This is a genomic window from Paraburkholderia sp., from assembly GCF_034668105.1.
Taxonomy (GTDB): domain Bacteria; phylum Pseudomonadota; class Gammaproteobacteria; order Burkholderiales; family Burkholderiaceae; genus Paraburkholderia.
Window position 1 is genome coordinate 1 of the sequence record NZ_JAXDPY010000526.1, and the last position, 12,041, is coordinate 12,041.

Annotated in this window: 14 protein-coding genes and 1 pseudogene; 6 read left to right on the forward strand and 9 right to left on the reverse strand. The window is 63.2% G+C overall.

The window, feature by feature from the left end; all coding sequences use genetic code 11:
* Positions 1-268 (forward strand): BON domain-containing protein (locus tag QOC89_RS23445; RefSeq protein WP_416340448.1); only part of this gene is annotated, 268 nt, incomplete at its 5' end.
* A 39-nt stretch (positions 269-307) separates the two neighbouring features.
* Here QOC89_RS23445 and QOC89_RS23450 read toward each other — a convergent pair.
* The 4 genes from QOC89_RS23450 to QOC89_RS23465 all read right to left on the reverse strand — a co-directional run bounded on the left by QOC89_RS23450 (position 308) and on the right by QOC89_RS23465 (position 4,632).
* Positions 308-1,474 carry an acetate/propionate family kinase gene (locus QOC89_RS23450; protein ID WP_323047201.1) on the reverse strand — a complete coding sequence of 389 codons (1,167 nt, stop codon included), beginning with the start codon at positions 1,472-1,474 and terminating at the stop codon, positions 308-310.
* 12 nt (positions 1,475-1,486) lie between these two features.
* A complete protein-coding gene (locus QOC89_RS23455; protein WP_323047202.1) occupies positions 1,487-3,880 on the reverse strand; it encodes a phosphoketolase family protein in 2,394 nt (797 codons plus the stop codon).
* Positions 3,881-4,268: 388 nt separating this feature from the next.
* Complete coding sequence (locus tag QOC89_RS23460) at positions 4,269-4,478, reverse strand: hypothetical protein (protein WP_179737520.1); 210 nt, start codon at positions 4,476-4,478, stop codon at positions 4,269-4,271.
* Positions 4,479-4,509: 31 nt separating this feature from the next.
* Positions 4,510-4,632, reverse strand: coding sequence for a hypothetical protein (locus QOC89_RS23465; RefSeq protein WP_323047203.1), 123 nt, complete (start codon positions 4,630-4,632; stop codon positions 4,510-4,512).
* 319 nt (positions 4,633-4,951) lie between these two features.
* On the opposite strand from QOC89_RS23465, the gene QOC89_RS23470 reads away from it, so the two are divergent.
* On the forward strand, positions 4,952-5,077 hold the full coding sequence (locus QOC89_RS23470) for a hypothetical protein (RefSeq protein ID WP_323047204.1): 126 nt from the start codon (positions 4,952-4,954) through the stop codon (positions 5,075-5,077).
* A gap of 96 nt (positions 5,078-5,173) precedes the next feature.
* Entirely contained in the window at positions 5,174-5,710 is a 537-nt protein-coding gene (locus tag QOC89_RS23475) for an ankyrin repeat domain-containing protein (protein WP_323047205.1), read from the forward strand.
* Here QOC89_RS23475 and QOC89_RS23480 read toward each other — a convergent pair.
* From QOC89_RS23480 to QOC89_RS23500, 5 genes are all read right to left on the reverse strand, one after another.
* Positions 5,707-6,414 carry an HAD family hydrolase gene (locus QOC89_RS23480; protein WP_323047206.1) on the reverse strand — a complete coding sequence of 236 codons (708 nt, stop codon included), beginning with the start codon at positions 6,412-6,414 and terminating at the stop codon, positions 5,707-5,709. The two genes, QOC89_RS23475 and QOC89_RS23480, sit on opposite strands and share 4 nt — an antisense overlap.
* Positions 6,415-6,429: 15 nt before the next feature.
* Positions 6,430-7,467, reverse strand: coding sequence for a phosphogluconate dehydrogenase (NAD(+)-dependent, decarboxylating) (gnd, locus tag QOC89_RS23485; RefSeq protein ID WP_323047207.1), 1,038 nt, complete (start codon positions 7,465-7,467; stop codon positions 6,430-6,432).
* 495 nt (positions 7,468-7,962) lie between these two features.
* On the reverse strand, positions 7,963-9,285 hold the full coding sequence (locus tag QOC89_RS23490) for a sugar efflux transporter (RefSeq protein ID WP_323047208.1): 1,323 nt from the start codon (positions 9,283-9,285) through the stop codon (positions 7,963-7,965).
* A gap of 172 nt (positions 9,286-9,457) precedes the next feature.
* A complete protein-coding gene (locus QOC89_RS23495) occupies positions 9,458-9,931 on the reverse strand; it encodes a hypothetical protein (RefSeq protein ID WP_323047213.1) in 474 nt (157 codons plus the stop codon).
* A gap of 129 nt (positions 9,932-10,060) precedes the next feature.
* A complete protein-coding gene (locus QOC89_RS23500) occupies positions 10,061-10,441 on the reverse strand; it encodes a DUF2628 domain-containing protein (RefSeq protein ID WP_323047209.1) in 381 nt (126 codons plus the stop codon).
* Positions 10,442-10,691: 250 nt separating this feature from the next.
* Here QOC89_RS23500 and QOC89_RS23505 point away from each other — a divergent pair, with 250 nt between their 5' ends.
* From QOC89_RS23505 to QOC89_RS23515, 3 genes and pseudogenes are all read left to right on the forward strand, one after another.
* On the forward strand, positions 10,692-11,021 hold the full coding sequence (locus tag QOC89_RS23505; protein WP_323047210.1) for a thioredoxin family protein: 330 nt from the start codon (positions 10,692-10,694) through the stop codon (positions 11,019-11,021).
* Positions 10,994-11,152, forward strand: a pseudogene (locus QOC89_RS23510) (YjbQ family protein); the annotation flags it as partial. The gene QOC89_RS23505 and the pseudogene QOC89_RS23510, both read left to right, overlap by 28 nt.
* A gap of 41 nt (positions 11,153-11,193) precedes the next feature.
* The coding region (locus QOC89_RS23515) for a class I fructose-bisphosphate aldolase (protein ID WP_323047211.1) at positions 11,194-12,041 on the forward strand (848 nt) is incomplete at its 3' end.

A 12,041-nucleotide genomic window follows, 5' to 3' on the forward strand; every position in this document is an offset into this window, starting at 1 on the left:
CGCAGGCCCAAGTTCAGCCGGCGCACGCCCAAGCGCAACAAGCACACGCCTAACCGATTCACAAATCTCCACCGAAGCCAAAACCCGCCTATCCTGGGACGCAGCGATCCCCAAAAACACGATAGAAGTCAAAGTCTCCCACGGCCGCATCAAACTGCTCGGCGAACTCAATTATGAGCAGCAAAGAACCGCGGCACTCGAAGACGTCACACGCCTGTTCGGCGTAACGGCCGTCCTCGACCACACCACAATAAAACCCAAACAATAAAACCCAAACAATAAAACCAACACCCACACCACCATAACCTCAGCCGGACCCGCCCAACATCCCCCGGCAATGCCTCGCAATCTGCTTCTCCTCCTCCGTATGAATCGCCCTCACCTTCCCCGCCGAGTCCCCGTCCGATAGCCCCAAAAACGCAAGCCCCTCGCACACCCGCTTGCGGATCTCCTCACTGTGCTCGCCGATGCCACCCGTGAACACCAGCAAATCGATCCCGCCCAGCAAAGCCGCATAAGCACCAATCGTCTTGCGCACCGCAGTCGCAAACGCATCCAGCGCCAGCGAAGCATTCACATCGCCCGCCGCGGCGCGCTTCTCCAACGCCTGCATATCGCTCTCGCCATCGGCGAACCCGGCCAGCCCGCTTTGGCGATTCAACAGCGTCTCCAGCGCATCGGCATCGAGCTTCTCCACCCGCATCAGATACAGCAGCACGCCCGGATCGAGGTCGCCGCTGCGCGTGCCCATCGGCACACCGCCGGTCGGCGTCAAACCCATCGACGTGTCCACGGATCTGCCATCCCGCAACGCACACAAACTCGATCCGTTACCCAGATGCGCGAACACCGCTCGCGGCGGCAAAGCGGCGCCAAGCCGCGTCACCAGCGACTCATACGAGAGCCCATGAAAACCATAGCGAATCACGCCGGCCTCCACATAACGGCGCGGCAATGCAAGCTGCGCGGCGCGCGGCGGCAGCGTTGCATGAAACGCCGTATCGAAGCAGGCGAAATGCTGCGCATCGGCAAAGATCGCCGACGCCTCGTCGATCAACGCCAGCGCCGGTGGAATATGCAACGGCGCGAAGTGCACGGCGTCCTGCAAGCGTTGCCGGACTTCAGGTGTCAAGCGCTGATGCGTTCGCAGATGCGGCCCGCCATGCACCACGCGATGTCCCACCGCCGCGGGCCGCCCGTGTTTCTGCTCGGTGAGGACCCGCGAGAGCTTCTGCAACGCGTCGGTCTGCGACTCCAGCAGCTGTTCCTGCTGCACCAGCACGCTGCCGTCGGGCGACTTGATCCGCAAGCTGCCATCGCCTCGTCCGATGCCTTCGGCGCTGCCTTCCAGCAGCAAGGATTCGTCATCGCCCGAGTGCGCGAACAGCCCGAACTTCAGCGACGACGAACCGCTGTTCAACACGAGAATCGTCGCTTCGTCACTCTGAGGGTCAGTCTGCTTGTCGGTCTCCATATCGAGCCTCGCTCAGCCTTTCCACGTCCAGTTACGGATCTCTTCCTTGTCGATGCCCTCGGCATGCGCATACGCCAGATGCGCGATCACCTGCCCACGCAGCCACTCTTTGGCGTGATCGCCGACGCCGCGCAGCGCCGGCACGCGATCGATCACGTCGATCGCCAGCGAGAAACGGTCGACCTGGTTGATGATCGCCAGCTCGAGCGGCGTGTTGATGTTGCCTTTCTCGTGATAGCCATGCACATGCAGGTTGTCATGATTGGTGCGGTTATACGTGAGCTTGTGCACCAGCGACGCATATGAATGAAAGTTGAAAATCACCGGCTTGCTGGTGGTGAACAGCGAATCGAAATCACGCTCCGACAGGCCGTGCGGATGCGCGTTTTCAGGCATCAGGCGAAACAGATCGACCACGTTGACAAAGCGGATCTTCAAGTCGGGAAAGCGCTCCTTCAAAATCTGCACGGCCGCTAGCGCTTCCATCGTCGCGATGTCGCCGGCGCAGGCCATCACCACGTCCGGCTCGACGCCTTGATCCGTCGACGCCCAATCCCAGATGCCGATCCCCTTGGTGCAATGGATGACGGCCGAATCCATGTCGAGGTACTGCAGATGCGGCTGCTTGTCGGCGACGATCACATTGACGTAATCGCGCGATCTCAGGCAATGGTCGGCCACGCTCAGCAGACAGTTGGCGTCCGGCGGCAGATAAATACGCACCACGTCCGGGCTCTTGTTGGTGACGACATCGAGAAAGCCGGGATCCTGGTGCGTGAAGCCGTTGTGATCCTGCCGCCACACGAGCGACGTGATCAACAGGTTGATCGACGGCACCGGTTGCCGCCAGCCAAGATCGCGTTTGGCTTTCTCCAGCCACTTGGCGTGCTGGTTGAACATGGAATCGATCACGTGCACGAACGCTTCATAGGTCGCGAAAAGCCCGTGGCGTCCAGTCAGCACGTAGCCTTCGAACCAGCCTTCGAGCGTGTGCTCGCTCAGCATCTCCATCACGCGGCCATCCACTGAGAGCTCGCCGCCGTCGGCGTCGCTGGTCATGGTTTCGGCCAGCCAGGTTTTCTCCGACGCCTCATAGATGGCCGTCAGCTTGTTGCTGGCGGTTTCATCGGGCCCGAAGACGCGGAAGTTCGTCATGTTCCGGCGCATCACGTCGCGCAGAAACGTACCGAGCACCTCAGTGGGCGAGAGGTACGAGCCGGCAGGCTTCTTCACCGTCACCGCGTAGTCGCGAAACGCCGGCAGGTCGAGCGTTTTGCACAGCATGCCGCCGTTCGCATGCGGATTCGCGCTGATGCGGCGCGTGCCTTCGGGCGCCAGTTCGCGCAGTTCTTCGACCAGACGCCCCGCTTCGTCGAATAGCGACTCCGGCTCATAACTGCGCAGCCAGTTCTCGACCAGCTTCAGACTCTTGCTGTTGGTGACGGGATCGAGCACCGGCACCTGGTGCGCACGCCACGAACCCTCCACCTGATGACCGTCGACTTCCTTCGGCCCGGTCCAGCCTTTTGGCGAGCGCAGCACGATCATCGGCCAGCGCGGCCGCGTCGCGTCATTGGCCTCGCGCGCGTGTTGCTGGATCGCGCGGATTTCGCCGACGCATTGTTCCAGCGTCGCGGCCATTTGTTGATGCATGGTGTCAGGATCGTCGCCCTCGACGAAATACGGCTTGTGGCCGTAACCGGTCAGCAAGGCCTCGAGTTCCTCGCGGGGAATCCGCGCGAGGATCGTCGGATTGGCGATCTTGTAGCCGTTCAGATGCAGGATCGGCAACACCGCGCCGTCGCGAATCGGATTGAGAAACTTGTTCGAGTGCCATGAGGTGGCAAGCGGGCCGGTTTCCGCCTCGCCGTCGCCGACCATCACCGCGACGATCAGATCGGGGTTGTCGAATGCGGCGCCGTAGCCATGCGAGAGGCTATAGCCGAGCTCGCCCCCTTCGTGAATCGAGCCCGGTGTTTCGGGTGTGCAATGCGAGCCGATCCCGCCGGGAAACGAGAACTGCCGGAAGAAGCGTTGCATGCCGGCTTCGTCCTCACTGCGGTCGGGATAGATTTCCGAGTAATGGCCTTCGAGGTAGCAATGGGCCAGCGTGGCAGGCGCGCCATGGCCCGGGCCGGCAATATAGATCACGTTCAGATCGAGCTTCCTGATCAGCCGGTTCAGATGCACCAGCAGGAAGCTCTGCCCAGGATCCGAGCCCCAATGGCCCAGCAAACGGTTCTTGATGTGTTCGGGTTTCAGCGGTTCGCGCAACAGCGGATTGTCGCGCAGGTAGATCATGCCGGCCGAGAGGTAATTGCAGGCGCGCCAGTAGCGATCCATCTTGCGTAACGTGTCGGGCTCGAGGGTTTGCGGCGGGGTCGGACGGGAGAGTGCTTCGGCCATGGCGTCACTCCTAGGAAAGGACAGTCAGGCAGGTTAGCGGGTGCTGCAGCGGTTGTTCCTGACGCGGCCGACGGAAAAAACCAGCCATTTCGGCCGTCCTGTCATGCGCATGACATCAGGAAGGCGTAGTGCCAAAGGTCCGTGGCGCAAGGTTCTGGAGGTCGGGCCGGGAATCGTCAGGGGTGTGACAGGAAGCGCGCGTCATGGTTCGACGCGATCGTCCAAAGCTTGATCTTGCGACGCGCGTGCGCCGCTTTCGTGTATGCGTTGCGTGTATGCGTTGCGTCTGTGCGGCAAGCGCGAATAGTGTGGCGGCCGATCCGATTGCCGGCCCGAACGATAGCTAATGCCCGCTCGACTCTTCGTACGCTGATATTCAATGCAGGCGTTAACCCTGCTGCTCCTTGTCGTCGCGTTGCGGCGGACGGTAGCGCCATTTGCTGGCATTGGGATCGTTGCGCGCGTCGTCTTGCTCGCGTTGCTCGGCGCGCGCTTCATCGGCGCGACCGAGTTCGGCGCGCCGGTCGCGCACGGCGCCCGGCGAATCGGCTTGACGTGCCGGCGAGGGCGCACGCTTTTGAGAAGGTAGTGGTGACATGGAGCTTCCTTTTTTGAGGAGGTGGGACGAATCAACGTTTCTTGCCCGTCCAGCGGCGGTCGGGGCGGTGCAGAAGACGAAGCTGACGCAGGTAGATCGAAGCGCCGAACATCAGAACCGTGCCGGCCACGATGCCCCAGATTGCGGATGTCATGATTTTTCCTTTAGCCCGCCGGCTGCATGGCGTTGATCGCCTGCGATGTGACGGTGGGCAACCGATTGCACGCGTGTTTTGAACAGACCTGATATAGACCTCACAGACCGGACCATGCCGCGCGCCAAGCAAGGATCATGCGCTCATTTGGCGGACTTGTCTGTACGCTGTTGGACAGTCGGTGCACTGGAGGCCGCCAGGCTTGCGCTAGTCTTTAAGCGAACATTAAGTAAATGCGATTAAGCTCTTGCCGCCAAATGCGACGGCGGACCGCATCCGGTGCTCCTTTACTGCTCCCCCACAATTCTGAACAACCACCATGCCGACTCCCAGCCGCCTCAAAGCCCCCCTGATTCTCGCTCTCACGCTCGTGTTGTTGTGCGCCGGCGTCGCCGTGCTCGTGGGCGTGTTCGGCTTGCTGGTCAAACTGCTGGGCCTTGCCTAGCATGCTGCCGGGCGGGCGTCCGCGGTGCGGAATGTGTATCCTGATGGATCTTTCCGGTGCCGTTTCGGCGGCCCGCATCATTGCAAGGAGATTCCTGTGACGAACCACCCTGAACCTTCCCCGCCCGCCAAACCGGAGATCGATCCGGATCTGCTCGCCGTGGCGCAAGAAGTTTTCGACCTCGCGCGGCGCGGCGATGCCGCCATGCTCGCCACGGTGATCGAAAAAGGCGTGCCACCCAATTTGCGCAACGACAAAGGCGACAGTCTCGTGATGCTGGCGAGCTATCACGGCCATGCGGATGCGGTGCGCACACTGCTCGAGCATGGAGCCGATCCGGATCTGCGCAACGACAACGGCCAGACACCCATCGCGGGTGCCGCGTTCAAGGGTTTCAACGCTGTCATTGAAACCTTGCTCGCGCATGGCGCCGACGTTGAAGGCCCCTCGCCGGATGGACGCACAGCATTGATGATTGCCGCGATGTTCAATCGCACCGAGATCATGGACTTGCTGATTGCCCACGGCGCGGACCCCAAGGCGCGCGACGCCAACGGCGTCACGGCAATGGACGCCGCCGGCAGAATGGGCGCCGGACAAGCGCAAGCCCATTTGAAGAAACTGGGTTCCTAACCCTTCCCGCTCGACAACATCTCATCAAGATTCAACTCGGCCAATTCCCCAATCCGCTCGACCGTCACATCCGCGGGCGGATTGCTCGCAATCTCCCTGGGATCGAACGCATAGTGCCCCTGGCGCGGAAAGACGGTAGTCAGCTTCTCGCCCCAGGCCTTCTTCATGGCGGTCAGAATCCGCAATTTGTCATCCACCATGACGTAGTGCCTGGCGGGATAACACTCCATCACCTGATCGAGCATCTGCTCTTTATGGATGTAGATCAAAACCCGCCCTTCGACCTCGTCCCATAAGCCCGAGCGGGCAATCTTTCGCGGCTGGAACACGACGTCCCCGTCGGAAAGGATCACTGCCGGCCCGCGCTTGGACACATGCCGGATCGCATCCAGTGCCCCCGGATACAGGCGGTTCGCAAACGGATAATCAATCAGAAACGAGGACATCAGCAGCAGGCGCGTGTCCCGTGGATGCTCCTGCCGATATCGTTGCAACGCGCCCAGATAATCGGCGTAACCAAGCTCCGCGCGCAAATTTTCGAAAATCTCCCAGTAGCGTGCGCTGTTCTGCTCGCCGAAATCCCGCATCATGTGCGCGCGCAGGTCCGCCAGCACATGATCGTTGTCCAGTAACGTGTTATCGCAATCGAACAGAAACACGACGTCGTGAGGGGTGGCGCGAGGGGTGGCATTAGGGTCATCCATGACGGCTCCCGTGAATTAGCGCTTCGGTCCGTCGGCCGGCGTGGCCGGTTTCTCGACGTGACCGCCGAAGTCATTGCGCATGGCCGACAACACCCGGTTCGCGAAATCCGCCTCGCCGCGCGAGCTGAAACGCGCGAACAGCGCGGCGCTCAGCACGGGCGTGGGCACACCTTCGTCGATCGCCGCGGCCACCGTCCAGCGCCCTTCGCCCGAATCCGATACGCGTCCTGCGTAGTGGGTCAGATCGGCGTCGCTGACGAGCGACCCGGCGATCAGGTCTAGCAGCCACGAGCCGATCACGCTGCCGCGGCGCCATACCTCGGTCACCTCGGCGAGATTCAGATCGTATTGGTAAAGCTCGGGACGGCGCAGCGGCGAGGTTTCGGCGTCGGCTTCGCGCGCGTGTTTGCCGGCGTCGGCGTGGCGCAAAATGTTCAGGCCTTCGGCATAGGCGGCCATCATGCCGTACTCGATGCCGTTGTGGACCATCTTCACAAAGTGCCCCGCACCCTGCGGACCGCAATGCAGGAAGCCCTGATCGGCCGTACTCTCGCCGGCGGTGCGGCCCGGTGTGGCCGGTGCGGAGCCGGCGCCCGGCGCGAGCGTCGAGAAAACCGGTTCGAGCCGCCGCACGACCTCGGTTTCGCCGCCGATCATCAGGCAGTAGCCGCGCTCACGTCCCGCCACGCCGCCGCTCGTGCCGACGTCCACATAGTGCAACTGACGCTTCGCCAGCTCGGCGCCGCGGCGAATGTCGTCGTGGTAGTAGGAGTTGCCGCCGTCGATGACGATGTCGCCGGGTTCCAGCAAGGGCACGAGGTTCTCGAGCGTCTTGTCGACGACAGCCGCCGGCACCATCAGCCACACTGCACGCGGTTTCTCCAGCTGCGCGACGAGGTCTTCGAGCGACGTGGCACCCGCCACGCCATCCTGTTTCAGCTTGTCCACCGCAGCCGGTTGCACGTCGTAAGCAATGCATTGCTGACCGCCCTTCGTCAGGCGTCGCACCATGTCGGCGCCCATGCGTCCCAATCCAATCATGCCTAGCTGCATATCTCGCTCCGGTAAGTGTCTGGTTGCGCTGCTCGATCTGTTTCGCGGTGCTTCCCTACGTTGCGCCACGCCGTGTGCTTCGTGCGCGGCAAGTGGCTCTCCTGACTGTGGTTGCCTTGGTGTGATCCGAGGACACACGGTAGCAGTCTCGCGTCGCCGGCGCAGCGAATCGGGCATGCCCGGCTGCGTCAAACGACGATACGCTTCTTTGCAGAGATATTGTGCCGACTAAAGTTCCAATCGGACGTCGATTGCGAGCCGTAGCCGGGCCGCAGGTTTCGATCAGACCATTGGCGCTAACGGCACCATTCGCGCCGCCGATGCCGCCATGCGCCCCACGTGCCAGGCCGCCCTGCCGCGTTCGCGGCTGCCAGCCGAAGCGGCGCGCCGCCAGCTGGATCACATCGCGCGCCCGCGGATCGTCCAGATGCTTCAGACGAAACGCGCAATGCGTGCCGCTTGTGAGTTGCGCTTCAACCGCCCGCCACCGCAGCCCTATCGCCGCCGCGCCTGAACCTTCCCGTATTGCGTGCGCGCGAAACGCCGCACCGCGCGCCACATCAGCGGATAGCGGTAACCCGGCACGGCGAACAGCACCAACGCGCAAAGCGCCAGCAAACCGCAGAACAGAAACGTGCCGCGATAGCTGAATGCCTGCACCAGCAAACCCGACAGCACACCGGAGAGAATCGAGCCGACCCGCGCCGCGTTGAAGAACAGCGCGGTCGCGCGGCCCGGCGCCTGCGGCATCAGATCCTGCACGTAGACCATGCCGAGGCAGGAGGTCACCGCGACCACGAACGCGTTGAGCATCTGCATCGGAATCAGAACGTGGACGGTTCCCGCCAGCGACATCGCGACGAAATACACCGCGTGAACCGCGGCGCAGGCGGCCAGCCAGTTGGGTTTATGCAGCGTCGACGACTTCGCGCCGAGCGCGAGCATCATCGGAATCTCCATCAGGGCGCCGAGACCGAGCATGACCGACACGTCCAGATGCGTGCCGTTCAGACCGTGCACGATGTAAAGCGGCAACACGATCATGGTGGCGTTGGCGGCGAGCCCGAGCAAGGTGAGCGCGGCCACGGCACGGCGGATGTCGTTCGGCGAGGCGACGCCCGGCAGGTCCTCGTGGGCTTCTTCGCCGGGCGCGGTCAGCGGCGGCACACTGATCGAGGCGGACGGTTCCGACGCCGTATCTTCCACCGTGTGATCCCCCAGATGGCCTTGCGGCTCGCGCATGCGCCAGACGATGGTCGCGCAGGTCGCGAAACTCGCCGCCGCGAACAGGAAGAGTCCGTAGAAGCCGGTGCCGGCGAGCACCAGTGCCCCCACCGACGGACCGAACACCCACGCCGCCGAAAGAATGGTCCGCAAGGTGGCGCTGGCGAACGCGCGTTCCGCGGGGTCCGGCACCGGCAGCGCCGCGCGGCTGAACGAGAACACCATCGAAATGGCCGAGCCGCCCGCGCCGATAAAGACAATGCCGACCGCCAGCAGCAAGCGATAGTCACGCACCACGCATAGACAGAGATAGCCGAGTGCGGCGGCCACCAGCGCCGCCAGCAACAACGGCCGATGCCGGCCGCTCGCGTCGCTCCAACGGCCGGCGAAGGTGCTGGCGAGCACCCCGCTGGCGGCGATCAGCGTCATGAAGATACCGAGCTTGAGCGGCGTCATGCCGGCGCGCTCGACACCGAACAGCGACAGATACGGAGCGGTAAACGACATCGCCACCCCGAGCATGAGGGTGGCGGCGGCCAGCGGCTTGAAGCCAGGGATGCGCAGCAGGTCGAAAAAACGGGAGGTTTTCAACACGAGGGGCGGAGGGTCAGGGGAAGCGGGTCAGCAACGCACGATGCACGCCGCCGACTTCGTGGCCAGAACAACCGGGGCATTATCGTCCTGGCTTGCGGACACGTAAACCCGCACTCCCGCATCCCACAAGCGCGTTGCGGGCCATTGCCAACGCGCTGCGGCGCGGACGCCGCTACTTGCCGTCCGTTGCGCGCATTTTCTGCGCTTGCGCCTTGTAATCGTAGGTCGGATAAAACTCGGTGCGATAGCCGCCCCATGCCGTCGTCTCGATGGCCCGGTTGACTTCACGCAGACGGCTGGCCGGCACGCGCAGCGTGACCACCTGGCCGATGCCCATCATCACGTACCACGACACGACCTCGATACCCGGCGGCGGAAAGGTCTTGAAGAATCCTTGTGCGCGCAACTGGTCGTTGATTTTCGGCAGCGGTTTCGACTCGTCGTGACGCAGGAAGATGGTGAGCAGGAAAGTGTCGTCGGGCGCGGCGGCTTGCGTGCCGGCTTGCGTGCCGGCCTGGGTGCCAGGTTCGGCCGATATGACCGGCGCGCCAGGCGCCGGTGCGGCGGCAGGATCGGCGCTGTGCGCAAGCGGCGCGGCACAGAGCGACGCGACGACTGCCGCGCACCGCAAGCCGCGGCGCAGCATCGCGATGGGTGCGACAGGCGTGATAGAGGGGCTGATAGACAGAGCAACAGACGGGACAGACGTGCTTGGGGCAATTGCAATCGGCATCGGATGCCTCCTTGGCGGTGGGAAGAAACTCGGCGGCGTGCTTCAGGGGACTCGCGTGGGGGGACGCGCATGAGTGGTTTGAGCCTTGGCAATATCCACTCCCGTCGGATCACCCTCGCCGGCCGGCGGCACGACGACGTAGCCGCGCTGTTCGAGCGCCGAGCGGTGCCACTGGTTGCCATAGACCCCACAGGCAACGCCGAACAGCACGGACAGCACCAGTCCGATCGTGCCGATCGTATCGCCCCACAAGCCGGAGAAAAACAGCAGCGTATTGACTGCCAGCATGATGAACGCGGCAAACCACATTCTCTTCGACAGGGCCCAGACGAAGCCCAACAGCAACGCGCCCCAACTGAAGCCGGTGGCGAGCGCCACAGTGTCATGCGTGGCCGGATGCCGAAAGTAGATCTTTTCTGCCATGTCCTTTCCTGAATGCGAGGGTGCCGCTAGAACGAATCGTGATGTTTAACATGCCGCGCTGACAACACCATGCGTTTGTGTGACATTTGTGCGGCGAAGGAGGCGCCCGCCCCACTGACGATCCCGGCCATAGCTGCTACTCTTTACCCAATCCACGCGCGGCAGGGCGTCACGTAACCGACCAGGCGACGTGAGCGACGTAAGCGAAAACCCCTGGCCGCGCAGGTAAAAGCATCGGAGCACAGCACCCATGGCAACCTTGACACCCTACTCCTCTCAAGCGCCCTCGCGAGCCGAAGTCGACGCCCTGCCCGGCGCCACGGTCATGGAATTCGGCACCAACTGGTGCGGCTTCTGTCAGGGCGCGCAAGCGTCGATCGCCAAAGCGTTCGAACCGCATGCCGGCATCCGGCATCTCAAAGTCGAAGACGGCCCGGGCCGTCCGCTGGGCCGCTCCTTCAAGGTCAAACTCTGGCCTACGCTGATCTTTCTGCGCGATGGCGCCGAAGTCGCACGCGTGGTCCGTCCGGCTAACGCTGCGGAAATCGCCGAGTGCCTGCGCATCTGCGCACGGCGCTGACCCAGGTGCAATTGTCGGTACCGGTCGAGCATGGCGAGATGGTGCTCGGCACGTGGCAAGGTTTGTATCTGTTCGAACACCGCAGTCGTACGCAGCATCGAGACATTGTCTTGCCTCTGATCGGTGAATGAGCAAGACCTCACCCGCAACCGGATTAAAGGGAGCACACCTCATGGATACCCGTAGCGAGCTGCAAGCCACCGTCAAGGCGATGGTTCAACCCGGCAAAGGTCTTCTCGCCGCCGACGAAAGCGGCCCGACCATCGCCAAACGGTTCAGGACGATCGGCCTCGAATCCAGTGAGGAAAATCGCCGCGCCTATCGCAACCTGCTGCTCACCACGGCGGGGCTCGGCGAATTCGTGAGCGGCGTGATCCTTTATGAGGAAACACTCGGCCAGAAAGCCGACGACGGTACGCCTTTTCCACAGCTCTGCGCCCGCAACGGCGTCGTGCCCGGCATCAAGGTCGACCTCGGCAAGATCGCGCTGGCGCTCGCGCCGGGCGACGAGATCACCGAAGGCCTCGACGGCCTCGCCAAACGTTTCGTCGATTACAAGCGGCAAGGCGCGCGCTTTGCGAAATGGCGCGCGGTCTACAACATCACGGCGAGCTTGCCGAGCCGCCTTGCCGTCGAAGCGAACGCCGACTCGCTGGCGCGCTACGCGGCGATCTCGCAGGAAGCGGGCATCGTGCCGATCGTCGAACCGGAAGTGCTGATGGACGGCGAGCACACCATCGGACGCAGCGCGGAAGTCACCGAGGCCGTGTTGCACGAGGTGTTCAACGCGCTGCACCGGCATCGCGTCGTGCTCGAACATATTCTGCTCAAGCCGAGCATGGTGCTGGCGGGCTCCGAGCACGCACAGCAATCGTCCACCGCGGAGATCGCGGCGCACACCGTGCGGGTGCTCAGGCGCACGGTGCCGTCGGCGGTGCCGGGGATCGTGTTCCTGTCCGGCGGGCAATCGCCCGAAGAGGCCACGGCGAATCTGGATGCGATGAATCGCCTCGGGCCGCT